Origin of the sequence: Micrococcus sp. H39-S4, from assembly GCF_027158145.1 — a bacterium.
In the GTDB taxonomy this organism is placed as follows: domain Bacteria; phylum Actinomycetota; class Actinomycetes; order Actinomycetales; family Micrococcaceae; genus Micrococcus; species Micrococcus luteus.
The window spans coordinates 46,776-71,954 of record NZ_JAPVLT010000004.1 but is presented as its reverse complement, the minus strand read 5'-3'; the positions used below and the strand labels follow the sequence as shown (position 1 = coordinate 71,954).

The 25,179-nt window shown below is 74.3% G+C and carries 21 protein-coding genes; 9 read left to right on the top strand and 12 right to left on the bottom strand.

Annotated features, from left to right (window positions below):
- Positions 1 to 8 precede the first annotated feature (8 nt).
- Positions 9 to 1,607 (bottom strand): TIGR01777 family oxidoreductase, encoded by a 1,599-nt coding sequence (locus tag O3T09_RS05410; RefSeq protein ID WP_069941536.1) that lies wholly within the window; start codon positions 1,605 to 1,607, stop codon positions 9 to 11.
- A 72-nt stretch (positions 1,608 to 1,679) separates the two neighbouring features.
- Here O3T09_RS05410 and O3T09_RS05405 point away from each other — a divergent pair, with 72 nt between their 5' ends.
- The gene (locus tag O3T09_RS05405) at positions 1,680 to 2,273 is read left to right on the top strand and encodes a methylated-DNA--[protein]-cysteine S-methyltransferase (protein WP_095353386.1); all 594 of its coding nucleotides are present in this window, start codon (positions 1,680 to 1,682) and stop codon (positions 2,271 to 2,273) included.
- A 161-nt stretch (positions 2,274 to 2,434) separates the two neighbouring features.
- Here the strand turns inward: O3T09_RS05405 and O3T09_RS05400 are convergent, their stop codons facing one another.
- The 3 genes from O3T09_RS05400 to purH all read right to left on the bottom strand — a co-directional run bounded on the left by O3T09_RS05400 (position 2,435) and on the right by purH (position 7,967).
- Positions 2,435 to 4,657: an NADP-dependent isocitrate dehydrogenase gene (locus tag O3T09_RS05400; RefSeq protein WP_100058387.1), complete on the bottom strand. Its 2,223-nt coding sequence runs from the start codon at positions 4,655 to 4,657 to the stop codon at positions 2,435 to 2,437.
- Between the two features lie 197 nt (positions 4,658 to 4,854).
- Positions 4,855 to 6,207: a magnesium transporter gene (gene mgtE, locus O3T09_RS05395; protein WP_136940005.1), complete on the bottom strand. Its 1,353-nt coding sequence runs from the start codon at positions 6,205 to 6,207 to the stop codon at positions 4,855 to 4,857.
- 68 nt (positions 6,208 to 6,275) lie between these two features.
- Positions 6,276 to 7,967, bottom strand: coding sequence for a bifunctional phosphoribosylaminoimidazolecarboxamide formyltransferase/IMP cyclohydrolase (gene purH / locus O3T09_RS05390; RefSeq protein ID WP_070709860.1), 1,692 nt, complete (start codon positions 7,965 to 7,967; stop codon positions 6,276 to 6,278).
- 120 nt (positions 7,968 to 8,087) lie between these two features.
- Between purH and O3T09_RS05385 the strand changes: the two genes are divergently transcribed.
- Positions 8,088 to 9,509, top strand: coding sequence for an MFS transporter (locus O3T09_RS05385; protein WP_070709858.1), 1,422 nt, complete (start codon positions 8,088 to 8,090; stop codon positions 9,507 to 9,509).
- On the opposite strand, the gene purN is transcribed toward O3T09_RS05385, so the two are convergent.
- Positions 9,496 to 10,059 (bottom strand): phosphoribosylglycinamide formyltransferase, encoded by a 564-nt coding sequence (gene purN / locus O3T09_RS05380; protein WP_020621609.1) that lies wholly within the window; start codon positions 10,057 to 10,059, stop codon positions 9,496 to 9,498. The genes O3T09_RS05385 and purN overlap by 14 nt on opposite strands.
- Before the next feature lie 22 nt (positions 10,060 to 10,081).
- On the opposite strand from purN, the gene O3T09_RS05375 reads away from it, so the two are divergent.
- Complete coding sequence (locus O3T09_RS05375) at positions 10,082 to 10,519, top strand: hypothetical protein (RefSeq protein ID WP_070709856.1); 438 nt, start codon at positions 10,082 to 10,084, stop codon at positions 10,517 to 10,519.
- A gap of 10 nt (positions 10,520 to 10,529) precedes the next feature.
- On the opposite strand, the gene O3T09_RS05370 is transcribed toward O3T09_RS05375, so the two are convergent.
- Entirely contained in the window at positions 10,530 to 11,894 is a 1,365-nt protein-coding gene (locus O3T09_RS05370) for a cell division protein PerM (protein ID WP_233263244.1), read from the bottom strand.
- A gap of 160 nt (positions 11,895 to 12,054) precedes the next feature.
- Here O3T09_RS05370 and O3T09_RS05365 point away from each other — a divergent pair, with 160 nt between their 5' ends.
- The 4 genes from O3T09_RS05365 to O3T09_RS05350 all read left to right on the top strand — a co-directional run bounded on the left by O3T09_RS05365 (position 12,055) and on the right by O3T09_RS05350 (position 17,155).
- Entirely contained in the window at positions 12,055 to 13,272 is a 1,218-nt protein-coding gene (locus O3T09_RS05365) for a glycosyltransferase family 4 protein (RefSeq protein ID WP_070709353.1), read from the top strand.
- A 74-nt stretch (positions 13,273 to 13,346) separates the two neighbouring features.
- Complete coding sequence (locus tag O3T09_RS05360) at positions 13,347 to 14,405, top strand: aldo/keto reductase (protein WP_070709355.1); 1,059 nt, start codon at positions 13,347 to 13,349, stop codon at positions 14,403 to 14,405.
- A 157-nt stretch (positions 14,406 to 14,562) separates the two neighbouring features.
- Positions 14,563 to 15,903, top strand: coding sequence for an NADP-specific glutamate dehydrogenase (gene gdhA / locus O3T09_RS05355; protein ID WP_020621604.1), 1,341 nt, complete (start codon positions 14,563 to 14,565; stop codon positions 15,901 to 15,903).
- A 193-nt stretch (positions 15,904 to 16,096) separates the two neighbouring features.
- Positions 16,097 to 17,155, top strand: coding sequence for a hypothetical protein (locus O3T09_RS05350; protein WP_020621603.1), 1,059 nt, complete (start codon positions 16,097 to 16,099; stop codon positions 17,153 to 17,155).
- 140 nt (positions 17,156 to 17,295) lie between these two features.
- Here O3T09_RS05350 and O3T09_RS05345 read toward each other — a convergent pair whose 3' ends face one another.
- The 3 genes from O3T09_RS05345 to O3T09_RS05335 are packed head-to-tail and all read right to left on the bottom strand — an operon-like array spanning position 17,296 to position 19,433.
- Positions 17,296 to 17,742: an acyl-CoA thioesterase gene (locus tag O3T09_RS05345; RefSeq protein WP_002853740.1), complete on the bottom strand. Its 447-nt coding sequence runs from the start codon at positions 17,740 to 17,742 to the stop codon at positions 17,296 to 17,298.
- Positions 17,739 to 18,959 carry an App1 family protein gene (locus O3T09_RS05340; protein WP_269295419.1) on the bottom strand — a complete coding sequence of 407 codons (1,221 nt, stop codon included), beginning with the start codon at positions 18,957 to 18,959 and terminating at the stop codon, positions 17,739 to 17,741. The genes O3T09_RS05345 and O3T09_RS05340 overlap by 4 nt, the downstream gene beginning before the upstream one ends.
- A 27-nt stretch (positions 18,960 to 18,986) precedes the next feature.
- Positions 18,987 to 19,433, bottom strand: coding sequence for a DUF6508 domain-containing protein (locus O3T09_RS05335; RefSeq protein WP_020621601.1), 447 nt, complete (start codon positions 19,431 to 19,433; stop codon positions 18,987 to 18,989).
- 83 nt (positions 19,434 to 19,516) lie between these two features.
- Between O3T09_RS05335 and O3T09_RS05330 the strand changes: the two genes are divergently transcribed.
- Both O3T09_RS05330 and O3T09_RS05325 read left to right on the top strand, forming a co-directional pair.
- Entirely contained in the window at positions 19,517 to 20,422 is a 906-nt protein-coding gene (locus O3T09_RS05330) for an inositol monophosphatase family protein (RefSeq protein WP_269295418.1), read from the top strand.
- Between the two features lie 67 nt (positions 20,423 to 20,489).
- Positions 20,490 to 21,014 (top strand): pyridoxamine 5'-phosphate oxidase family protein, encoded by a 525-nt coding sequence (locus O3T09_RS05325; protein ID WP_020621599.1) that lies wholly within the window; start codon positions 20,490 to 20,492, stop codon positions 21,012 to 21,014.
- Between the two features lie 55 nt (positions 21,015 to 21,069).
- Here the strand turns inward: O3T09_RS05325 and O3T09_RS05320 are convergent, their stop codons facing one another.
- The 3 genes from O3T09_RS05320 to speB form a co-directional block, all read right to left on the bottom strand.
- A complete protein-coding gene (locus tag O3T09_RS05320; protein ID WP_044659026.1) occupies positions 21,070 to 22,104 on the bottom strand; it encodes a dioxygenase family protein in 1,035 nt (344 codons plus the stop codon).
- A 275-nt stretch (positions 22,105 to 22,379) separates the two neighbouring features.
- On the bottom strand, positions 22,380 to 24,098 hold the full coding sequence (locus O3T09_RS05315) for a thiamine pyrophosphate-binding protein (protein ID WP_020626404.1): 1,719 nt from the start codon (positions 24,096 to 24,098) through the stop codon (positions 22,380 to 22,382).
- On the bottom strand, positions 24,095 to 25,111 hold the full coding sequence (gene speB / locus O3T09_RS05310; RefSeq protein ID WP_020626405.1) for an agmatinase: 1,017 nt from the start codon (positions 25,109 to 25,111) through the stop codon (positions 24,095 to 24,097). The genes O3T09_RS05315 and speB overlap by 4 nt, the downstream gene beginning before the upstream one ends.
- Positions 25,112 to 25,179 lie beyond the last annotated feature (68 nt).

The window sequence follows — 25,179 nt, the reverse complement described above, 5'->3', positions numbered from 1 at the left end:
CACCCCCGTCACCGCCCGAGGACGTGGCGCAACGCGCCCTCCAGTTCGGGGTCGCGCATCTCGTAGCCGGAGGAGACCAGCCGGTCCGCCACGACCTTCTGGTCCGCCGCGACGGTCTCCACCCGGCCCTCCTCGCCCAGCAGCAGGCGCGGCCCGGCCTCGGGCACCGGGATGAGAGCGGGCCGGCGCAGCACCCGCCCGAGCACGGTGGCGAACTCCTTCGCCGTGACCGGCTCGGGCGCCACCGCGTTGACCGGGCCGGTGACGCCGTCGTCGAGCACCGCGTGGGCGAAGGCCCCCGCGATGTCATCCGCGCCGATCCAGCTCAGCCACGGGCTGCCGTCGTGGCTCTCCCCGCCCGAGGTCGCGACCGGGCCGCCGAGCCCCGCGAGGAACAGCGGCAGCACCTGCTGCAGCATGCCCCCGGCCGGGCTCAGGACCACGCCGGTCCGCAGCATCGCCACCCGGATGCCGGACGTCTCGGCGCGTCGGGCCTCGGCCTCCCAGTCCGCGACGACCTCGGCGAGGAAGTCGTCCCCGGGCTCCAGATCCTCGACGAGGCCGCTGCCGAACGGGCCCGTGCCCGCGTCCGCCCCGTAGTACCCGATCGCCGAGCCGTTCACGAGCGCCCGCGCCCGCGCGTCGTCCCCCTCCCGTGCGGCGATCCGGGCGAGCGCGTCCACGAGGGTGCGCGTGCCGCGTACGCGCGAGTCGTGCACGGCCTCCTTGTGCGCGTCCGAGAACCGGCCGGCGATGGGCTCGCCCGCCAGGTTCACGACGACGTCGGCCTCGGCCAGGGCGTCCTCGTCCACGGTCTCCCGGCCGGGGTCCCACAGCGCCGCGTCCAGCGCGCCGGCCTTCTTCGGGCTCCGCACGAGCCGGATGACGCGGTGGCCGCCGGTGGTGAGCAGGGCACAGAGCTGCCGGCCGATCAGTCCGCCGGACCCCGTCACGGCGACCGTGCGAGCCGGCCCGCCGACGAGGGGGCCGGGATGGGCGGCGTGGAAGTCCAGGTCATCGGCCATCACGCGGGCCCGATAGGCGAACTGGCGGCCCAGCTCCGCCTCGAAGGCCTCGTGGGTGCGGCGCGAGGCCGCGGCGCCCAGACCGGGCACGCGGGACACCAGGGACTCCCCCGGCAGGGCGTACTCGATGTGGTCCGTCACGACCGTGCCCCGCCGGCCGTCCGCCGTGTCCGCCTCACCGGGCGCAGCGTCGTCGAGCAGGTGCGTGTGCCGCCAGGAGGCGAGAGGGCCGGAGACCATCTCGTCCCGGAACATGCGGCCCTCCTCGTAGGCCGTGTGGCGGGCCCGCCACGGCACCGCGGGCGCGGCCCCGCCGGGCAGGCGGGAGGCGACGGCGTCCGGCAGCAGGCCGGTGAGCATCCCGTGGGCCGCGCCGGCGAACAGGCCGGCCGCCCCGGGGGCCTGGATGCGCAGCCGCGACTCGGAGCCCACGCGGAGGCCGTCCGTGGGTCCGTGGACCACCTCGCCCGCGAAGGGCGGGGTGAGCCGCTCCAGCGCGCCGGGGTTCTCCAGCCAGCGGAAGACCACCTCACGCGGGTGGCGCAGGAGGGTGCGATGCTCGAAGACGCGGATCTCGGTCATGGACGCCAGCCTGACACAGGGAGGGGACGCGCGAACACCTGTCCGGGCCGGGCCGTGCAGGACAATGAGGGGATGGACCTGCTTCCCGAGCTGCGCTGGACCGCCGCCGCCCTGCCCGCCACCGAGCTCACCCTCGTGGCCGTCTTCTCCCCCGAGGACCAGACGGTGCGCGCCTCCGGCGTGGCCGTGCCGGAGGACTCGGAGCCCCCCGCCGCCGCGATCGGGCGCCTCCTCGAGACGCTCATGGACCGGCTCGTGGCCCTGGACCCGGAGACCGCCGACCGCGAGATGAACCCGCGCCCCGTGGAACCGCGTCCGGGTGCGTCCCAGCCCGTCGCCGACGCCCTGGCCGCCTACGCCGCGGGGGACGTGGCCGCGCTCGACGCCCTCGACGTCACCCAGCCGGGCACCGCGTTCCGGCAGCGGGCGTGGCGGGAGCTGCGCGGCATCGCCCCCGGCTCCCCCGCCACCTACGGCGGCCTGGCCGAACGGTGCGGGGCCCCGCGGGCCGTGCGCGCCGCCGGCGGGGCGTGCGCCGCCAACCTGGCGGCCGTCGTCGTGCCCTGCCACCGCGTGGTGCGCGCCGACGGCGCCGCGGGCCACTACCTCTACGGCACCGCCGCGAAGCAGGCCCTGCTGGCCCACGAGGCGGCGCGCGCGGGCTGACCGGCCCCTCCCCACGGCAACGTCGGTTGAGTTGTCACGGGTCCCGGGCACGCACACCCGTGACAACTCAACCCGCGTTGCGGACACGAGAAGGGGCCGGGCCGCGCGCTCCACGCACGCGACCCGGCCCCCGGCGCTCAGCCGCTCAGTCGCTCAGTCGCTCAGACGGAGAGCTTGTCCACGATCGCGTTGAGCGTCGCGGACGGGCGCATCACGGAGGTGACCTTCTCCAGCTCCGGCCAGTAGTAGCCGCCCAGGTCCACCGGGGAGCCCTGCACGCCGTTGAGCTCGGCCAGGATGGTCTCCTCCTGGGCCCCCAGCTCCTCGGCGATCGGCTTCGCCGCGGCCGCCAGCTCGGCGTCCTCGGTCTGCTTCGCCAGCTCGCGGGCCCAGTACAGCGCCAGGTAGAAGTGGCTGCCGCGGTTGTCCAGCTCGCCGACCTTGCGCTTCGGGGACTTGCCCTCGATCAGCAGGGTGCCGGTGGCGGCGTCCAGGGTGTCCGCCAGGACCTGCGCGCGGTGGTTCTCGTTCGCGACCGCCTCGTGCTCGAAGGACACGGCCAGCGCGAGGAACTCGCCGAGGGAGTCCCAGCGAAGGTGGTTCTCCTCCAGCAGCTGCTGCACGTGCTTCGGGGCGGAGCCGCCCGCACCGGTCTCGAACAGGCCGCCGCCGTTGAGCAGCGGGACGATCGACAGCATCTTCGCGGACGTGCCCAGCTCGAGGATCGGGAACAGGTCCGTGTTGTAGTCACGCAGCACGTTGCCGGTCACGGAGATGGTGTCCTCGCCGCGGCGGATGCGCTCCACCGAGAGCTTGGCGGCCTCGACCGGGGAGAGGATGCGGATGTCCAGGTCCTCGGTGTCGTGCTCCTTGAGGTACTCCTCGACCTTCTTGATGAGCTCACGGTCGTGGGCGCGGGTCTCGTCCAGCCAGAACACGGCCGGGGTCTGGGACGCGCGGGCGCGGGTCACGGCCAGCTTCACCCAGTCGCGCACCGGGACGTCCTTGGTCTGGCAGGCGCGCCAGATGTCGCCGGCCTCGACCTCGTGGGAGAGCAGGGTCTCCCCGGCGGAGTTCTTCACGGCCACGGTGCCCGCGGCGTCCATGATGAACGTCTTGTCGTGCGAGCCGTACTCCTCGGCCTTCTGCGCCATGAGGCCCACGTTCGGGACGGTGCCCATGGTGGTGGGGTCGTAGGCGCCGTTGGCCTTGCAGTCGTCGATCACGGCCTGGTAGACGCCGGCGTAGGAGGAGTCCGGGATGACGGCCAGGGTGTCCTGGGTCTGGTCGTCCTTGTTCCACATGCGGCCGGAGGTGCGGATCATGGCGGGCATGGAGGCGTCCACGATCACGTCGGAGGGCACGTGGAGGTTGGTGATGCCCTTGGCGGAGTTCACCATGGCCACGTCCGGGCCGTTCTCGTAGGCGGCGGCGATGGCGGCGCGCACACCCTCGGCGGTCTCGGCGTCGAGCTTGTCCAGGCCGCCCTCGATCGCGGCGAGGCCGTTGTTCGCGGACAGGCCGGCGGCGGCCAGCTGCTCGCCGTACTTCTCGAACAGCTCGGAGAAGTAGGCCTTCACGACGTGGCCGAAGATCACCGGGTCGGAGACCTTCATCATGGTGGCCTTCAGGTGCGCGGAGAAGAGGATGCCCTCCTCCTTGGCGCGCTTGACCTGCTCGGCGAGGAACGCGTCCAGGGCCTTGGCGGACATGAACGTGCCGTCCACGACCTCGCCCTTGAGGACCTTCAGGCCCTCCTTGAGCACGGTGGTCTTGCCGTCCTCGTCGGTGAACTCGATCGTCAGCACGTCGGCGGCCGGCAGGGTCACGGACTGCTCATTGGCGCGGAAGTCGTCCGCGCCCATGGTGGCGACGGCGGTCTTGGAGTCCGGGGTCCACTCGCCCATCGAGTGGGGGAAGCGCTTGGCGTACGCCTTCACGGCCTTCGGGGCGCGGCGGTCCGAGTTGCCCTCGCGCAGCACCGGGTTCACGGCGGAGCCCTTGACCGAGTCGTAGCGCGCCTTCGCGTCCTTCTCCGCATCGGTCTTCGGCTCGTCCGGGTACTCCGGCAGCGCGTAGCCGTCCGCCTGCAGCTCCTTGATCGCGGCGCGCAGCTGCGGCACGGACGCGGAGATGTTCGGCAGCTTGATGACGTTGGCCTCGGGGGTCTTCACGAGCTCGCCGAGCTCGGCGAGGGCGTCCGCGGTGCGCTGGTCCTCGGGCAGGACGTCCTTGAACGCGGCGAGGATGCGGCCGGCCAGCGAGATGTCACGGGTCTCCAGCTCCACGCCGGCGGTGCCCGCGTAGGCGCGCACGATCGGCAGCAGCGACGCGGTGGCCAGCATGGGCGCCTCGTCCGTGAGCGTGTAGATGATCTTCGACATGCGGATGATCTCTCCTTCTGGCCGCACTCGAGACGCGGCCCTCGTCGGCAGGGAACGGGTGACTCCCCGCCAATCTACCCGGCGCCTCGGACGCGCCACACCGTGTGTGGCTCGGCGTCAGCGCCCGCGGCCGGTCCGGCGGGCCCGCCCCGGAACGCCTCGCCGAGGCGGGAAGGGCGTCGTGGGTCGTGGCCGGCTCAGATGCCGAGCACGGCCTGGGCGATGAAGAAGTAGACGACCAGGCCGAGGGCGTCCACGAGCGTCGAGATGAACGGGTTCGAGAACACGGCGGGGTCGGCGCCGATCGTGCGCGCCGCCAACGGCATGAGGCCGCCGACGGTGGCGGCGAAGGCGCACACGGTGAACAGCGTCGCCCCGATCACGAGACCGACGGGCCACGAGAACACGAGCCCGGCGAGCACGAGGCCCAGCAGGCCGATGCACCCGCCCAGGGCCATGCCGACGCGCAGCTCGCGGACCATCACGCGCGGCGCGTCGCGGGGCCGGACGTCGTCGAGGGCGAGCGCCCGGGTGACCGTGGTGGCCGCCTGGTTGCCCGTGTTGCCGCCGGTGCCGATGATCAGCGGGATGAACAGGGAGAGGACGACCATCTCCTCGAGCGTGTCCTCGAAGACGCCGAGCACCTGCACGGTGAGGGTGGCCCCGATCGCGAGCACGAGCAGCCACGTGATCCGCGAGCGCATCAGGCTCAGGACGGAGGTCGCCAGGTAGGGACGACCCAGCGGCTCCACGCCGCCGGCGCGGGCGGAGTCCTCGGTCGACCCCTCGTCGAGGACCTCGAGGGCGTCGGCCACCGTGAACACCCCGATCAGGCGACCCTCCGAGTCCGTCACCGGCACGGTCCACAGACGGCGGTCCGCGCAGAGCCGGGCCACCTCCTCGGCGTCCTCGGTGGCGACGGCGGACACCGGTTCCCGCATGATCTCCGAGACTCGCGCATCGAGCGGCTGCGTGACCAGCACGGAGACGTCGACGACGCCCGTCAGACGCGCCTGGGGACTGACCACCGGCACGGAGACGATGGCGGCCTGCTCCTGCCCCCCGTGCTCCCGGAGGTTCTCGAGCGCGGTGGACACGGTCCAGTCCTCGCGCAGGCGCACGGGCGCCATGCGCAACCGCCGTCCCACCGAGTCCGCCGGGTAGCCCAGGAGCCGGCCGGCCTTGCCGCTCGCCTCCGCGTCGAGCCCGGCGAGCATCTTGCGGGCCACGTTGGCCGGCATCTCGTCGAGCAGCCGGGCCTGGCCCGAGACCCGCAGCTCGGCGAAGAGGTCCTGGACCTGACCGTCCTGGAGCTTGCGCACCAGGTCGGACTGCTGGCCCGTCTCCATGGCCGCGAAGACCTGGACCGCCGTCGTCTTGTCCAGGAGGCGGAACAGCATCGGGGCCATGCGCGGCTCGGAGCGGTCCAGGAGGTCGAGCGCGTCGCCCGGGGACAGCGCGCGCAGCAGCTCGACCGCGCTGTCGAGGTCGTCCCTGCGCAGGTGCTCACGGATGCGGTCCTCGACGCTCTCGACCTCGCGGCGGGTCATCGCCTCGTCACCTCCTGGGGGTCGCGGGGGCCCGGTCCGGGCCCCCGTCCGGCAGCGGCGCGCCGCGCTCAGCCGTGGAAGAAGTGGCGCGCCCCGGTCAGGTACAGGCTCACGCCGGCGGCCTCGGCCGCGGCCACGACCTCCTCGTCCCGGACGGAGCCGCCCGGCTGGACGACGGCCTTCACGCCGGCGTCGATGAGGATCTGCAGCCCGTCCGCGAACGGGAAGAACGCGTCCGAGGCGGCCACGGACCCGCGGGCCCGCTCGGGGGCGCCCTCCCCGGAGACGTTCTCCGCGCCGCCGGCGCTGCTCACGTCCTGCCCGCCGGTCTGCGCGGCGCCCAGGGTGTTGGCGCGCTCGACGGCCAGGCGGCAGGAGTCGAGGCGGTTGACCTGGCCCATGCCCACGCCGACCGTGGCGCCGTCGTGGGCCAGCAGCACGGCGTTGGACTTGGCCGCGCGCACGGCGCGCCACGCGAAGGCCAGGTCAGCCAGGACGGCCTCGTCGGCGGCGGGGCCGGCGGCGAGGGTCCAGGTGGCCGGGTCGTCGCCGTCCGCGTCCACCGCGTCCGCGATCTGCAGCAGCATGCCGCCGGAGACCTGCTTGGCCTCCACGGCGTCCCGCAGGAAGCCCTCGGGCAGGCTCAGCAGGCGCAGGTTCTTCTTGGCGGAGAGGATCTCCAGGGCCTCGGGCTCGAACGCCGGGGCCACGACGACCTCCGTGAACACGTCCTTCACCTGGGCGGCCATGGCGGCGGTGACGGGGCGGTTGGCCGCGATCACGCCGCCGAACGCGGAGACCGGGTCGCACGCGTGGGCCTTGGCGTGCGCCTGCGCGATGTCCGTGCCCGCGTCCGTGACGGCCACGCCGCACGGGTTGGCGTGCTTGACGATCGCCACGGCCGGGACCGGGTGGTCGAAGGCGGCGCGCACCGCGGCGTCGGCGTCCACGTAGTTGTTGTAGCTCATCGGCTTGCCGTGCAGCAGCTCGGCCTGCGCGATGCCGGGGGCCGCCGAGGAGTCCAGGTACAGCGCCGCGGGCTGGTGCGGGTTCTCGCCGTAGCGCAGGATCTGCGCGCGCTCGAGGGAGAAGCCGGCGTAGGGCGGGAACACGGGGATCTCGTCGGCGTGCGTGTCCTCGCCGAAGTGGGCGGCGGTCCAGGCGGCCACGGCGTTGTCGTACGCCGCGGTGTGGGCGAAGGCCAGGGCGGCCAGGCGCCGGCGGGCGCGCAGGTCGAAGCCGCCGGACTGGGCGGCCTGGACGACCTCGCCGTAGCGGGCCGGGTCCACGACGATCGCCACGGACGCGTGGTTCTTCGCGGCCGCGCGCACCATGGACGGCCCGCCGATGTCGATCTGCTCGACGACGGCGTCCTCCGCGGCGCCCGAGTTCACGGTGTCCACGAACGGGTAGAGGTTCACGACGACGAGGTCGAACGGCTCCACCTCGAGCGCGCGCAGCTGGGTCACGTGGTCCTCGCGACGACGGTCCGCCAGGATGCCCGCGTGCACGCGCGGGTGCAGCGTCTTCACGCGGCCGTCCAGGCACTCCTGGAACCCGGTGACCTCGGCGACCTCGGTCACCGGCACGCCGGCGGCGGCGATGCGCTGGGCGGTGGAGCCGGTCGAGACGATCTGCACGCCCGCGGCGTGGAGCCCGGTGGCGAGCTCCTCGAGGCCGGTCTTGTCGTACACGGAGATCAGGGCCCGCTTCAGGGGCACCGTGTCCAGGACGGTGGTGATGGGCTGGGCAGAGGTCACGAGGGGGCGCTCCTTCGAGGGGGTCCGGGTGCGTCCCCCAGCATAGGCCGGGCCGCATAATGGCCCAGGCGTCCGCGTGACGGACCGCCCCCCACTCCACCCGACGAACGGGAGCCGACCATGTCCTCCGCCACCCCACCCCGCCCCAGCGCCGACGGCGCGCACCCCGGACCCGGGCCCGACGTCGTCGCCCCCGACGCCGCCCTGCCCACCGGCGAGGCGGTCGTCCAGGAGCTGCCGTGGCGCTGGTCCGTCCAGGGCCGCATCTTCCTGATCGGCGGCCTGGGCTTCATGTTCGACGCATGGGACGTCACGCTCAACGGCGTGATGATCCCGCTGCTGCGCGAGGAGTGGGCCCTGGACAAGGCGGACGCCGCGTGGATCGGCACCGCCAACCTCATCGGCATGGCCGTGGGCGCGTTCCTGTGGGGCACCATCGCGGACCGCATCGGCCGCAAGGCGGCGTTCGCGTGGACGCTCGCGATCTTCTCCGTGTTCACGATCGCGGGCGCGCTGACGGACTCCCTGCTGTGGTTCGCGCTGTTCCGCTTCGTGGCCGGCATGGGCCTGGGCGGCACGATCCCCGTGGACTACGCGCTCGTGGGCGAGTTCACCCCGCGCCGGCTGCGCGGCCGCGTCCTGGCCGCGATGGACGGCTGGTGGCCCGTCGGCGCCGCGCTGTGCGGCCTCGTCTCCGCCTGGCTCGTGGGCACGTGGGGCGACTGGCGCCTGCCCCTGCTGGCCATGGTCCTGCCGGCCCTGCTCGTGTTCGTCGTGCGCCTGGGCATCCCCGAGTCCCCGCTGTTCCTGATGAGCCGGGGCCGCGAGGCGCAGGCCCGCGCCGTCATCGACCGCATGGTGGCGGCCACCGGCGCACCCCGCCGGCCCTACGCGATGCCCCCGGCCGAGCCGGCCCGCTCCGGCGGCGTCGGCGCACAGCTCGCCGCGGTCTGGCGGTTCTCCCCGCGGATCACCGCGGTCGCCTGGGCCCTGTTCGTGGCCATCATGCTCGTCTACTACATCGCGCTGCAGTGGCTGCCGACGTTCCTCATCGACGCCGGCTACGCGGAGGGCCGCGCCTTCATCATGACCTCCGGCATGGCCGCGGCCGGCCTGCTCGGCGTGGTCGTGGCCACCGTGCTGATCGAGGTCACCGGCCGCCGCTGGCTGCTGGCCGTCAGCGCCGTCGTCGCGAGCGCCCTGACCGTCTGGCTGGCGAGCGTGCTGGACGTGCCCGCCGCGGTGCTGCCGCTCGTGCTGACGTTCGGCTTCGTGGTGCAGGTCGCGATCCCGGTGCTCTACACGTACGTCTCCGAGCTGTACCCGACGACGCTGCGCGCCTCCGGCTTCGGCTGGGCGTCGGCGGCCTCGCGGGTGGGCGCGGGCCTGGGCCCGCTGCTCTTCGTGGGCACGCTGGTCCCCGCCCTCGGGCTGCCGGGGGCGTTCGCCGTCACCGGCGGGCTCGTGGTCCTGGCCTGCGCGGCGATGCTGGCGCTGGCCCCGGAGACCCGCGGCCGCACCCTCGAGGTCAGCGCCGACTGAGCTCGCCGAGCACGCGCAGCAGCAGGGCCCGCTCCTGGACCTTGATGCGCTCGTGCAGCTCGGCCTCGGTGTCCGTGTCCAGCACGGGCACCGCGGCCTGCGCGAGGATCGGGCCGGTGTCCACGCCCGCGTCCACCACGTGCACGGTGCAGCCGGTGACCTTCACCCCGTGCGCCAGCGCGTCCCGGACGCCGTGGGCCCCCGGGAAGGAGGGCAGCAGGGCCGGGTGGGTGTTGAGGATGCGGCCCTCGAACCGCTCGAGCAGCGGGGCGCCCAGGATCCGCATGAACCCGGAGCACACCACCCAGTCCGGCGCGTAGGCGACGACGGCGTCCGCGAGCGCCTCGTCCCACGCGCGCCGGTCCGCGTGGTCCTTCGGGGACACCACGAACGTCTCGATCCCGTGGGCGCGGGCACGCTCCAGGCCGCCGGCGTCGGCGACGTCGGCGCCCACCGCGGCGATCTCCACGTCCAGGGCGCCGGAGGCGACGGCGTCGAGGACGGCCTGCAGGTTGGTGCCGGAACCGGAGACGAGGGCAACGATGCGCATGCGCCCATCGTAGGGTGAGGGGGTGTCCGCCCCCGTTCCCTCCTCCCCGCCCCGCCCGCCGCAGGGCGCCCCGGATCCCGGCCGCGTGCGCACCGGCCGTGCCCTGCTGTGGCAGTCCGTGGCGCTGCTGGGGATGGTGCTCTCCTTCTCCCTCGTGCTGCCGTGGAAGCTGATCGCCCTCGCGCTGGGGCTGGTCGCCCTCGTGCTCGGCGTGCGCGTGTGGGTCACGAGCCGCGGCGCCGAGCGCTCGGGGCTGCCCCGCGCGGTGGCGTCCGCCGGCATGGCGATGGCGCTGATGGGCATGACGACGGCGGCGCTGCCGCTGCTCGCGTGGGACGCGACGGTCCAGCTCGAGCAGTGCGGCGCCTCCGCGCTCACCGTGCGGGCGCAGCAGGCGTGCGCGGACGAGTTCACCCGTCAGGTGGAGGAGCGCACGGGGGTGCCCCAGCTGCGGCCCTGAGCCGCGGGCGTCAGTCCCGCGCCCGGCGCGGGGACGGCCGGTCGCGCAGGCCCGAGGCGCGGTCGCCGGACCGCGGCACCGTCGTCGTCCCGTCCCGGTGCCCGGCCACGGCCAGGGCCGTGAGGTAGCCGGCCGCGCAGCCCAGCGCGACCCACCCGGCGACGGCGGCGCACACCGCCCAGACGTGGGAGCCGATGTCCGTCAGCGCGCCGAGCCCGAGCGTCCCGGAGGTGAGGGCCAGCGGCACGAGCAGCAGCAGCCCCGTGAGCAGTCCGGTGAGCACGGCCAGGGCCAGCGTGGACAGTGTCAAGGACACCGCGCGGCTGCCGTGGCGGGTGTGCAGCCAGTCGTCGAGGTGGTTCTCCCCCTCCCGCAGCAGCCACACGCCGGCCACGGCGCCGGCGCCGATCGGCACGGCCAGCAGGAGCAGCTGCCACGGCGACCACGTCCCGGGCAGCGCACCCAGCGCCGGGAGGGCGGGCGCGGTGGCCGGCGTCGCGCCGAACACGGAGTAGAGGCTGTCCGCGCCCACGGAGAACCCCGGGCCCGCCGTCCACGCGATCGACCACGCGGTGAACGTGGGCAGCCAGCCGATCTGCAGCAGCGCCAGGAGCAGGCCGCCCAGCGGACCGCCCCCGATCGCCTCGGCCACGGTGACGACGGCGGTCCACTCGACGGCCAGCCGCCCCGCCACGAGCAGCGCGTTCAGGCCCGTCAGGGCGAGCACGGCGAGGACCGCGGCGCGCACCACGGACCAGGCGTACGAACCGGCCCAGCGTTCGTACTGCGAGCGCCGCGAGATCCGCTCCGTGAGGTCCAGGCCGATCAGGTGCGCCCAGGTGCCGGCCTCGCGCCGCGCCCCCGCGAGGGCGGCGACGCCGAAGAGCAGGGCGGGCAGCAGCGCCGCCGGGGCGGGGTGGGCCGTCAGCTCGTCCGTGCCGGGCAGGAACGCGACGGCCAGCCCCACCAGGGCGTAGGCCCCCACCGCGCCCACGAAGGCCTGCCACGCCTGGTCCCGGTAGGACGCGCGGGCCAGGCGCCGGCCGGCCCGCCAGGACAGCGCGAGCGGGAGCAGGGTCAGGCCCCACGGCACGAGCCACGCCGTGCCGGTGATGAGGTGGTCCGGCGCGGTGGGCATGGCCGTGGTCACGGTGACGGGCACCGCGTGCAGGGCCAGCCACAGGACGCCGCCCACCTGGACGGCGCCTTCGATGGTCGGCCGCTCGAACCCGCCGGTGGCCCACACCGCGAGGGTGGGGACCATGACCGCGAGCAGGCTGATCATCGCCGTGACGAGCGCCTCGACCACCCCCTGCAGCCACAGCGGCAGGGGGACGGGGCGCAGCAGACGGGGCGCAGCGGGGCGGGAACTCACCCGTCCATGGTGCCACCCGACTCCGGGCGGCGCCTGGACGGGGGCGGGCCGCGCGGGCCGGTGCGACGACCGTCACCGGACCCGAGAGTTCATCGCGGGGTCACCGGGCCGTCGTCGGCGGGTGCCCCGGCCGTGGTCCGGGGTCCTTAGCGTCGGCCACGTGCGTGTCGTCGTGGTCGCCGAATCGTTCCTGCCCCATATGAACGGGGTCACCAACTCCATCCTCCAGGTGCTGCGCCACCTGCGGGAGCGGGGCGACGAGGCGATGGTGATCGCCCCGGCTGCCTCGTGGTCCGCCGGGTGGACCCAACGCGCGGGCGCCGGTGAGGCCCCCCGCGAGGTCGAGGGCTTCCCCGTGCGCACCCTGCCCTCCGTGCCCCTGAGCGGGTACGCCTCTGTGCGGGTGGCCGCCGGCACGGTGGGCCGGCTGCGCGGCATGCTCGCCGACTTCGCCCCGGACGTGGTGCACATCGCCTCCCCCTTCGTGCTGGGCTGGCGCGCGGTGCAGGCGGCCGAGGAGCTCGGCATCCCCTCCGTGGCCGTCTACCAGACCGAGGTCCCCGGCTACGCGGCCCGGTACGGCGCCCCGTGGCTGGAGGACGTCCTGTGGAGCCACGTGGCGCGCCTGCACAACATGGCCACGCTGACGCTCGCGCCGTCGTCGTTCACCGTCCGGCAGCTGCACCGCCAGGGGGTGCGACGCGTGCACCTGTGGGGCCGCGGCGTCGACTCCCGCCGATTCCATCCCGCCAAGCGGGACGAGGCGCTGCGCGCCGAGCTCGCCCCGAACGGCGAGAAGCTCGTGGGCTTCGTGGGGCGGCTGGCGCACGAGAAGCAGGTCGGGGACCTGCGGGTGCTCTCGGACCTGCCGGGCACCCGCCTCGTGGTCATCGGCTCCGGGCCGCTGCGCGAACAGCTCGAGCGGGAGCTGCCCGGCGCGCACTTCGCCGGCTTCCAGGGGGGCGAGGACCTCGCGCGCCACGTGGCCAGCCTGGACCTGTTCGTGCACCCCGGCGAGTCCGACACCTTCGGCCAGACGCTGCAGGAGGCGATGGCCTCGGGCGTGCCCGTCGTCGCCGTCGGCCGCGGCGGCCCCCTCGACATCGTGGACGCCTCCCGCACCGGCTGGCTCTACCCGCCCGGCGAGCTGGACGAGCTGCGCCGCCACGTCGCGGACCTCGTGTACGACGACGTCAAGCGGGCCGCGTTCGCCGACGCGGCGTGGGCGTCGGTGCAGGGCCGGACCTGGCCGGTGCTGTGCGAGCAGCTCGTGGGCTACTACGAGAAGGCGATCGCGGTGCAGGAGCGCCGCCGCGTGGAGCTGGCCCGCCGGCTGCTGACGGCGCCGTCGCTGCTGGCCGCGCGCGTGTTCGGCTGAACCCCGGGACGGACACCGGGCGGGCGCCAGGCGGCCCGGGTCTCGCGTCCGGAGTCGTGGCTAGGGTGGCGGGCATGGACGCCACCCCGCACCCCCGCCCCTCCGAGCCCGGCCCCCTGCCCGATCCCGCCGCGCCCCGCCGCCTCGCCGGCAAGGACGTGCACCCCGTCGGCCTCGGATGCATGAACATCGTGCACGGCTACTCCGGATTCCTCGACGACGACGCCGCCGTCGACCTGCTCACCCGCGTGCTGGACGACGGCACCGACCACCTGGACACCGCCACCCTCTACGGCGGCGGCCGCAGTGAGGAGCTCGTGGGGCGCGCGCTCGCCCGGGCGGGGTCGGGCGTCCGCGAGCGCGTGCTGCTCGCCTCCAAGGGCGGGCTCGTGCGGGACGGGCAGCGGCGGATCGACGGCCGCCCGGAGACGCTGCGCGCGCACGTGGACGCCTCCCTGAGCCGGCTCGGCCAGGACCGGATCGACCTGTACTACCTGCACCGGCTGGACCCGGAGGTCCCCGTCGAGGAGTCCGTGGGGGCGCTCGCAGAGGCCGTCACGGAGGGCAAGATCGGGGCGATCGGCCTGTCCGAGGTCTCGGCCGTCACCCTGACCCGGGCCGTGGCCGTCCACCCGATCGCGGCCGTGCAGTCCGAGTACTCCCTCGCCACCCGCAACCCCGAGTGGGGCGTGCTCGAGGCGTGCCGCCGCCATGGGACCGCCTTCGTGGCCTTCTCCCCCGTCAGCCGCGGCCTGCTCACGGACGCGCCGCCGCGGCTGGGCGGGCTGGACGCGGGAGATCTGCGGCACCGGCTGCCCCGCTTCGCCGAGGGCCACTACGAGGCCAACCTGACGCTGCGCGAGGCGCTCTCGGCCGAGGCCGTCCGGCTCGGGACGAGCACGGCGGGGCTCGCCGTCGCCTGGGTCCTGGCCCAGGGCAAGGACGTCCTGGCGATCCCGGGCACCACCTCGTGGGAGCACTGGCTCGAGGACCGGGGCGCGCACGAGGTGCGGCTGACCCCGGCCGACGTCGCCCGGCTGGACGACCTCGTCAACGACGCGACCGTGGCGGGCCCGCGCTACAGCGAGAGCCAGCAGGCCAGCATCGACACCGAGGCGGCGCCGCCGCGCTGAGCCGAACGCGGGGCCCGGGGTGGCCCGCGTCTCATTTCGGCAACAGAGCGCACTCCCTGTCAGGATGGGCGTCAGGCACCGCGGCCTCCTCCGACCGCGGCGCGCCACGGCGGGGGCACCGCGGGGCGTCTCTACCCCGACGTCCGAGGAGGACACCATGAATGAGTCTCTGGAGACCCTGCGCGACGAAGTGTTCGCGCGCAACCCCGGCGAGGCCGAGTTCCACCAGGCGGTGTCCGAGGTGTTCGAGGCGCTGGGGCCGGTGGTGCAGCGCCACCCCCAGTACGTCGAGGCCGGGGTCATGCACCGCCTCTGCGAGCCGGAGCGCCAGATCATCTTCCGCGTCCCGTGGATCGACGACGCCGGCGTCGTGCAGGTCAACCGCGGGTTCCGCGTGGAGTTCAACTCGGCGCTCGGCCCGTACAAGGGCGGGCTGCGCTTCCACCCCTCCGTGTACCTCGGGATCGTCAAGTTCCTGGGCTTCGAGCAGATCTTCAAGAACTCGCTCACCGGCATGCCGATCGGCGGCGGCAAGGGCGGCTCGGACTTCGACCCCGCCGGCAAGTCCGACCGCGAGATCATGCGGTTCTGCCAGTCCTTCATGACGGAGCTGCATCGCCACATCGGTGAGCACACGGACGTGCCGGCCGGTGACATCGGCGTGGGCGCCCGCGAGATCGGCTACATGTTCGGCCAGTACAAGCGACTGACCAACCGCTTCGAGGCCGGCGCCCTCACCGGCAAGGGCCTGACGTGGGGCGGCTCGCTGGTCCGCACTGAGGCCACCGGCTACGGCGCCGTGATGTTCGTCGACTCCATGCTGCGCACGCGCGGCGAATCCATGGACGGTCAGCAGGTGCTGATCTCCGGCTCCGGCAACGTGGCCATCTACGCCGCGGAGAAGGCCGCCGCGCTCGGGGCCACCGTGCTCACCGCGTCCGACTCCTCGGGCTACATCGTGGACCCGGACGGCCTCGACCTGGACCTGCTCAAGCAGATCAAGGAGGTCGAGCGTGCCCGCATCTCCGAGTACGCCGAGCGCCGCGGCGGGCGGTCCCGCTACGTGACCGGCGGCAGCGTCTGGGACGTCGAGGGCACCGTGGCCCTGCCGTGTGCCACCCAGAACGAGCTCGACGAGTCCGCCGCGCGGACCCTGCTGAAGAACGGGGTGAAGGCCGTGGCCGAGGGCGCGAACATGCCCTGCACCGAGGCGGCCGCCCACCTGTTCGTCGACTCCGGGACGCTGTTCGGCCCGGGCAAGGCCGCCAACGCGGGCGGCGTGGCGACGTCGGCGCTGGAGATGCAGCAGAACGCCTCGCGGGACTCGTGGAGCTTCGACTACACCCACGACCGGCTCGAGCAGATCATGCGCGACATCCACGACCGCTGCGTGGAGACCGCCGAGGAGTACGGCACGCCCGGCAACTACGTGGCGGGGGCGAACATCGCCGGGTTCATCAAGGTCGCCGACGCGATGATCGCCCAGGGCGTGGTCTGAGGCCCGGCCCTGTCCCTTCCGTGATCCTCCGCCGCCCTGCGACATCACCGCCGTTCTGACGCGCGGTGATGTCGCAGGGCGGCGGTCGCTCAAGGGCGCCCGGCTCCTGCACAGGCCCCCCGACGTCGGGTGCCCTCCACCGCCGGCGCGGCCGACCCGTCGCGCCCCGGACGGGCCCACGACACTGGGCCGCATGACCCTGCTCTCCGACCACTCGCGTGCGCTGCTCCCGGGACGCGGGCCCCTGCTCAGCGCGGCGGACCCTCACGACGGGGCGGCGCGGCGCCGTCTCGAACGCGCCTGGACCCGCGGGGTCCTCGTGCGGCTCTGCCCGCGCGTCTACATCAGCGTCAGCGACTGGGCCGCGCTGCGTCCGTGGGACAGGGCGGTCGTGTCCGCCGTCGCCCTCTCGATCGCCCGCCCCGCGACGGTGTTCACGGGCCTGACCGCGGCCCGGTTGCACGGTCTGGGGCCGGCCGTCGAGCCGCCCGTGCTCGAGCTGCGCGCCCCCTCGCCCGGGCATCACGGCGCCGGTCCGCTGACCCGCCGTCCCTTCGCCCCCTCCGTGGTGGCCCACGATCGCCGGCTTCCCGTCCCGCCGCGCCGCCGACCCCGGTGGGGGCTGCCGGAGGCGGCCCCCGCCGCGCCTCAGCCGGTCGAGGCCGTCCTGTCGGACGGGCAGAGCCTCGGAACCGTCCTGGCGGATCCGCTGCCCACGGTGCTGCTGGTGCTGGGGGCGGCCACCCCGTTCCGCGACGCCGTGGCCCCGCTGGACGCGCTCGTCCGAGCCCGGCCCGAGGAGGCCGCACGCTGGGCGAGGCAGGCGGAGAGCCGACTCAAATCCGCGGCCGCCCTCCGCCGATTCGAGCGGGCCTGGCACTTCGCGGACGCGCGGGCGGAATCCGCCGGCGAGTCCTACAGCCGGGCCAGCATCCACGAGCTCGGCTTCGTCCCGCCCACGGCGCTGCAGCATCGCCACCGGGATGCGAACGGACGCGAGGTGGCCCGCACGGACTTCTGGTGGGAGCAGGTGCGGGTGTACGGGGAGTTCGACGGGCTGGGCAAGTACGACCTGTCGTTCTTCGACGGTGACGACACGGCCCGCCGCGCCAGCATCCGCCGGGAGAAGGAACGGGAGGTGGCCCTGCAGCTGGTCACCCGGGCGGGCGCGCATTGGACGTGGGGAGACCTCCTGCGGCCGGACCGGCTGGCGCGGATCCTCACCGCCGCGGGCGTCCCCCGCTCGGTCTGATCCACGGCCGTCCCACGGGCCCGGTCCCGACTCGGCGAGCCCGAGCGGCGGACCTCCGCTCTGCGACATCGCAGCCGTGCTGCACGGCGGTGATGTCGCTGGGCGGCTGCCAGGCGGTCAGCAGCCCACCTCGGCCCACCTCAGCCGGCCAGGGCCGCCCGCTGCTCGGGGCTGATGCGCACGGGGCGGCCCGTCTGCCCGTCGACGAACACCATGACGGACGTCGCGGTGGCGCAGAGGGTGTCGTCGACGCCGTCGTGCAGGGCGTAGCCCACGTGCACCGAGGCGGCCTTCACGGCGTCCACGCTCACCACCACGCGCAGTGGCACGGGGCGGTAGGGCATCTGGGCCCGGTACTTCACGGTGTGCTCGGAGATGAACGTCCGCACACCGGGGGCCACCCCCTCGAGCAGGTCGATCGGCGGGGCCTGCCCGCCACCGGCGCCGGTGTTCGCGGGCACGCCGAAGGCCGCCACGCGGGCCTCCTCCAGCAGCTGCACCACGGCGATGTTGTTCACGTGGCCGTAGGCGTCCATGTCCGCCCAGCGCAGCGGGATGCGGACCTCGACGGAGCGCGAGGCGGTCATCGGGCGGCCTCCTCGTCCGCGGACCGGCCGTCGCGCTGCGCCGCGGCGTCGAGGGTCGCCGGCGCCTCGTCGTCGCCGAGGATGTCCTCGCGCCAGGCCTCGGGCTGCACGTCCACGAACTCGACGGGCAGGATGCCCAGGTCCTCGAGCTGATTGGACAGCGTGGCCCCGTCCGGGCCGTAGCACCACGGGATGCCCGGGGTGGAATGGCGGGTGTCCTCCGCCCGACCGCCCGCGAGCAGCGCCTGCGAGGGGGTCAGCTGCCGGATGACGATCGCCTTGACCCGGTCGGGGTGGCGCTGCGCGAACTCGGCGTAGATCTCGGGGTCGTGCTGGCCGTCGTCGCCCACCAGGATCCACTGGATGTCCGGGAACTGCTCGGCGAGGCGCTCGAGCTGGACCCTCTTGTGCTCCTGACCGGAACGGAACCAGCGGTCCCTCGTGGGCCCCCAGCTGGTCAGCAGCAGAGCGCCGAGCGGGTAGAGGTTGCGGCCCAGGAAGCGGGTGAGGGTCTGCGCCACGTTCCACGCGCCCGTGGACAGGTACAGCACGGGGGCCTTCGGCTCGAGCTCGGCGATCCGGCGCAGCAGCACGGCGATCCCCGGAGTGGGCGTGCGGGCGTGCTCGTCGATCACGAACGAGTTCCAGGCCGCCAGCAGGGGGCGGGGCAGCGAGGTGACCACCACGGTGTCGTCGATGTCCGAGACCAGGCCGATCCGCGCGCCCGGCTCGCAGATGTACAGGTCCATGACGGCGTGCTCCTCTTGGCCGCCGACGTGGAGGGTGGCGGTCTGCCAGCCGGGCTCCAGCTCGACGTCCAGCACGACGTCGACGACGCCCATCCGGTCCGTGCGCACCGTGGTGCGCAGGTCCCCCACCTGCACCTCCACCTCGGCGTAGGCCATGGGCGGGGCCACGAAGTTGCGCCAGCCGCGCACGCCGTCCGCCACCACCTTCGACAGCCGACGGCCGTTCATGAACTCCTCGTCGGAGGCGATCACCACACGGGAGAGGATCCGCACCCAGCTGGTGCTGCCGTAGCTCGTGAACGCCATGACCGTCGGCACGTTGCCGGCACGCAGCGCGCGGGCGCGGTGCCAACGGTTCCACCCCTCCTGCAGGTGCGTGGCGACGTTCTCCACGGGAGTGGGGTCACCGGAAGGGGCCAGGCGGCCGCGCCGGGGCGCGGGCGTGGGGGCGTCGGAGGCTGCGGGCATGCGCCCAGTATTCCGCACCGTGCGCTCTCAGCGGATCTCGGGGACCAGCGCGGTCAGGCGGTCCAGCATGCGGCCGACCTTGCCGTTCTCGATCGCGGCGGCCACGTGCCCGTCCGCGAACCGCTCGCCGCGCACCAGGTAGGTGAACAGCGTGCCGAGGTCGGCCAGGGACGCCTCGGCGATGCCGGCCTCGCTCACCCGGTCCACGTTCCGCAGGTAGTCGACGTCGATGCCCGCCAGCTCCTGCGCGGCCACGAGGCCGGGGAACACGCGGTCGTCGTAGTCCGGGTAGACGCCGCCGAGGGTGCCGGGCGCGGGGGCGCCGTAGGAGGCGATCGGCCGGGCCTCGGTGCCGTAGCCGGCGGCGAGCAGCTCGCGCAGCGCACGCACGGCGGCCACGCGCTGGGGCGTGGGGGTCTGCGGGCCGGTGAGGGTGGCGTCGTCGTCGGGGGTCGGGAGGGGGTGCTCGGTCATGGCGGCTCCTCTGCTCGGGGGGGGTCGGCCCCATTGTCTCGCGTGCGGTCCGACGTGTCCGGGCCCCCGCCTAGGCTCGGGGCATGAGCCCCGCCCTGCCCCGCCCCGCCGAGCTGCGCGCGATCGCCCTCGACGCCGCCCGCGCGGTCGTCGGCGACCTCGCCGCCGCCTTCCGCTCCCCCACCGCCATCGGGCCCGAGGCCAAGACCACGCACCACGACCTCGTCACCGTGCACGACCGACACACCGAGGCCCGGCTCGTCGCCGCGCTCACGACGGCGGTCCCCGGCTCCGGCGTGCTCGGCGAGGAGCTCGGGGCGCAGGCCGGCACCGGTGAGGCCGCCCGGCTGACCTGGATCGTCGACCCCATCGACGGCACCTCCAACTTCACACACGGCTTCGCGATGTTCTCGGTGTCCCTGGCCGCCGAGGTCGACGGCGAGGTGGTGGCCGGCGTCGTGCTGGACCCCGTGGGCCGGCTGGCGTTCTCCGCCGACGCGGACGGCGCCTACCTCACCCGCGGCGACGGGCCGGAGCGCCCGCTGGCCGAGGTCGGCCGGCCGGCGCCGGCCGGCGGCGAGCGCGCCCAGAACCTCGTGACCTCCTATCCGGCGGGCGAGGCGCTCGCGCGCGAGGGCGAGGACGCGCTGCGCCGCTTCGGGCGGCTCGTGACCGCCCACGCGACCGTGCGCCGCACCGTCTCCGGCGCCCTCGAGCTCGCCCACACGGCGGCGGGCTGGGCCGACGCCGCGCTGTACGTGGACACCAAGCCCTGGGACGTCGCGGCGGGGCAGCTGATCCTGCGCCGCGCCGGGGGCAGTTGGCTCACGCCGGACCCGGCCGCGCCGTCGTCGGGCCGGCTCGTCGACGACGGCCCGCGCGCCCACACGTGCCCGTTCGCGCTCGCCGTCGCCCCGGGCCGCGAGGCGCCGACGACGGCGGCGGTGCTGGGTGACATCGTCGCCTCGCGGGCGACCGACCATGTATAGAGTGGATGTGAGCCCGATCTCAGCGCCGCGCCCGACGGCGCCCGTCCCGGCATGCCAGGAGGCCCCGATGACCCAGCAGCACCATGACACCGACGACGCCCCGTCGATGCAGCGCCCCGATCCGGTCGCGGAGCCCGGGGACCACCTGATGTTCGAGCACCCGGACGGCGAGGCCGTCCTGGTGCTGGACGAGGACCAGGTCTGGCGACTGCTGGGCCGCGTGGGCCACGCGCGCCTCGGGCTGGCCGTGGACGGGCGGCCGGACATCGTGCCGGTGAACGTGCGGGCCCACGACGGCGCCATCTACTTCCGCACCGCGCCCGGCTCGAAGCTCGCCGAGCTCACGGTGAACCCGCGCGTCGTGGTGCAGGCCGACGGGATCCTGGCCGACCAGGCCTGGTCCGTGCTCGTGCACGGCACCGCGCGCCGCCTGGACACGGAGGCGGAGATCGCGGAGGCCGAGTCCCTCGGCATCGAACCGTGGGTGCCGACGCTCAAGGACTTCTACGTCCGCGTGGACGTCCAGCGCGTGTCCGGCCGCCACTTCGTGTTCGGCCCGCACCCCGAGCGCAACGAGTCCCAGACCGACTGAGCCGCCGGCAGGACGCGTGGGCTGAGCCGGACGGCTCAGCCCACGTCCGCCGGGCTCAGGGCTGCGCCGGGGGCTGGCCGCCCTCGCCGCCCGCCGGGGGCTGGCCACCGCCGGGCCCGCCCATCCCGCCCTGCTCCTGCTCAGTGGTGGTGTCGATCGGGACGTCGATGGTGATGGCGAAGCCCTTCTCCACGGAGCCCGTGATCTGCGGCAGCTGCGTCTCGTAGCCGTCCGAGAAGACGTTGTCCGTCTCGAGGCTGACGTCGGCGAAGTTCTCCGTGGACCCGTCGTAGGCCGAGGTGGCGTAGACCTGCGCGGACTGCTCCTCGGGCATGGCGATCTGGGAGGTGAGGACGTTGTTCGTCGCGTCCGTGATGGACGCCTTGTCCGGGAACACCTCGAAGTGCAGGTGGGGCCACCGGCCGTCGTAGCAGCCGGGCCACACCGTGGTGAAGGTGACCGTGCCGTCGTCGCCCACCACCTGGACGCCGCGCAGGTAGGTCTCCTCCGTGATGCCGTCCGAGTACATCGAGTAGCGGCCCTGCGCGTCGGCGTGCCAGAGGTACACGGCGGCGCCGGTCATGGCGGCGTCGCCGTTGGCCATGTCGATCACGTTCATCGTCACCCTCAGCGGGACGCCCTCGGCGGCGGTGCCCGTGTCGATGCTCGTGGTCAGGTCGGAACGTTCGATGCCGGACGCGTCGAGCACGTCCGGGCCGTTGGAGCCGCCGCCCGGGTACGGGCGTGCGTTCTCGGTGACCATCTCGGTCAGGGTGGCGGACGGCGAGGCGCTCGCCGCCGACGAGGAGGAGGCCGCGGGTGACGAGGAGCCGGCGCTCGCCGACGTCGAGCCGGAGGAGGACGAGGCGCCCTCCTGGACACCGCACGCGGCGAGGACGAGGGCTCCCGCCCCCGCGCCGAAGATGCCCAGCGCGTTGCGGCGGGAGACGAGCGTGCCGACGTCGAAGGCGGCGCCCTGGTCCTCGACGTCCTCGGCCGGGCGGTGGAAGGCCCGGCCCTCGAAGGTGGGCGTGACGGCGGGGGCCTCGCCTCCCTCGGAGACCTGGGGGAAGGGACGGCGGGAGCGGATCGAGAGCCAGGGGCCATGGAGTTCCTCTCGTGGGGCGCCCGCCGGGTGGCGGACCGCGTCGAGAGGCCAGCATGGCAACGGATGCCGGACGTTTTCGTGAGATCGGCGGGATGGTTCCAGGACATCTCCTGGGCGGTTTCTGACACGGGCGGGACCGCCGGCGCCTCGGTCGACGCCTCAACTACCTGCCGGTCCAGCTCCGTTGCTGAAACATGCACCTGGAAAGGTGGCGCACACTCTCAGGGTCGAGTCAGCGATTCCGGCGCCGGGCCGCCTCAGACCTCCGGGGCCTCCCCCAGGTGGCTCGGCGCCCACATCGCCAGGCGGGTCTGCACCACGACGACGTTCGGCCCGTCCGCCTGGAACGAGCGCTCGAGCGCGCCGCGCACGTCCCCCACTCCCACCGTCTCGGCGGGCACGCCGAAGGAGGCGGCGAGGGCCTGGAAGTCCGGCCGGTCGAGCTCGGTGGCCGTGGCCTTGCCGAACGCGCCCTCCATGTACTCGCGCAGGATGCCGTACCCGCCGTCGTCGATGATCAGCCACGTCACCGCCGCGCCGTGCTGCCTGGCGGCCGCGAGCTCGGCGATGGAGTACATCGCCGAGCCGTCGCCGGCGACGGCGAGCACGCGCCCGTCGATCCCGGTGCGTCCCTGGTGGGCCAGGCCCACCGCGCCGCCGAACGCGGCCGGGAACCCGTAGCCGAGCCCCCCGGCGCCCTGCGCCGAGTGGAACTCGCCGTCCTGCGCGTCCCAGCAGTTCCACGCCCAGTAGGCGGCGATGGTCATGTCCCAGTACGTCTGCATGGTCGACGGGACGGCGGCGCGGATGTCCGCCAGGAGCCGGCGCTCCACGCCGAGGTCCTGGGCGTCGAGCCGGGCGGTGATGCGCGCGTTGACGTCGGCGACCACCTCGGCCGGGGTGCGGCCGTGCCAGACGGCGGCGTCCTGCGCCACCGAGCCCGACTCGCGCAGCGCCGCGGCGAGGGCGTCGAGCGCCTGGCCGGCGTCGGCGCGCACACCCAGCGTGGGGTGGTTGGTCTCCAGCACGCGCGGCTCCGCGTCCACCTGGATGAGGCGGCCGCGCGGCTCGAGCGTGAAGTAGTTCGAGGTGACCTCGCCGAGCGAGGAGCCCACCACGAGCAGCACCTCCGCGTCCTCGAGCAGGTCCGTGACGAGGCGGTCCTCCACCCAGCCGCCGAGGCTGAGCGGGTGCTCCCACGGGAAGGCGGTGTTGCCGCCCGGCGAGCAGACCACGGGCGCCTGGAGCAGCTCCGCGACCTCCTGCAGGCTCTCCATCGCGGCCCGGCCGGAGCGGCGCACACCGCCGCCGGCCACGATCGCCACCCGCCCGGCCCCGCGCAGCCAGCGCACGGACTCGGCCACGAGCTCGGCGCGCGGCGGGTGGTCGTAGGGCACGGCCAGGGCGTCCTCGACCGGGGGCACCATGACCTCGCCGAGCAGCACGTCCTGCGGGATCTCGACCCACACCGGCCCCTGCGGCACGGTGATGGCCTCGGCCCACGCGTCCTGGATGGCGGAGGGGATGCCCGAGGCGTGGTGGACCGTGAACTGGGCCTTGGTGACGTTGCGGGCCGAGGCCTTCTGGTCGTCCAGCTGGTGCAGCATGCCCTTGCGCCGGGCACCGAGCCCGGACAGCGGGATCTGCGAGGCGATCACGAGCATCGGCACACCGGTCGCGTAGGCCTCCTGCAGGCCGGCCAGCGAGGTGAGGGCGCCCGGGCCGGTGGACAGGAACAGGACGCCGACCTCGCCGGTGGCCCGGGCGTACCCGTCCGCGGCGAAGGCGGCGTTGTTCTCCACGCGGTTCGAGACGAACTCCAGCGGGGAGCGGGACAGGGCGTCGAAGAGGCCGAGGGCGTGCTGGCCCGGGATGCCGAAGACCGTCCGTGCACCCAGGGCGTGGAGCGTCTCGACGGCGAGGTCGCCGCCGTTGCGCCGCGGGGCCGCCGCCGTCGTCGTCTGCTCGTCCGTCATCGGCCCGGCTCCTCACCGGCGGCCGCGCGGGTGGCGCGGCGGTCGGCCATCAGGGAGATGAGGTCGTACGCCACGTGGGAGGCGGCGACGCCGGTCAGCTCGGCGTGGTCGTAGGCCGGGGCCACCTCCACCAGGTCCGCGCCCACGATGTCCAGCCCGCGCAGGCCGCGGAGGATCTCGAGCAGCTCGCGGCTCGTGATGCCGCCGGCCTCGGGGGTGCCGGTGCCCGGCGCGTGCGCGGGGTCGAGGACGTCGATGTCCACCGAGATGTAGAGCGGCCGACCCCCGATGCGCTCGCGCAGCTGGTCCACGATCTCGTCCACGCCCTGACGGAACACGTCCGAGGAGGTGACGATGCCGAAGCCCATGCGGTGGTCGTCGTCGAGGTCCTTCTTGCCGTAGAGCGGACCGCGCGTGCCCACATGCGAGATGGCCTCGGTGTCCAGGATCCCCTCCTCCACGGCGCGGCGGAACGGCGTGCCGTGGGTGTACTCGGCCCCGAAGTAGGTGTCCCACGTGTCCAGGTGGGCGTCGAAGTGCAGCAGGGCAACGGGCTCGCCCGCCCGGGCGGAGGCGGCGCGCAGCAGCGGCAGCGCGATGGTGTGGTCGCCGCCGATGGTCATGAGCGAGGAGCCGTCCTCGGTGAGGTCCGTCGCGTCCTGCTGGATCGCCTCGATGGCCTCGCCGATGTCGAACGGGTTCACCGCCATGTCCCCGGCGTCCACCACCTGGGCCTGCGCGAAGGGCGAGGTGTCCGTGGCGGGGTTGTACGGGCGCAGCAGCCGCGAGGACTGCCGCACGTGGCCGGACCCGAAGCGTGCACCGGGGCGGTAGGAGACGCCGGCGTCGAACGGCACGCCGACCACCTTGATCTCCGGGGCGACGCCGGCCGCGGCCGCCTCGTCCAGGCGCGGCAGCAGCGCGTAGGTGGGGGCGCCGCCGTAGCGGGGCACGAGGGCGGAGTTCACGGGGCCGAGGCGGCCGTTGTCCTCGACGCGGGGGATCTCGAGCATCTGGATGTCCTCTCTGGGCGGTTCGGTTCGGTCTGGTCGGTCTGGTCTGTCCGGTGTGGGCGCGCCGG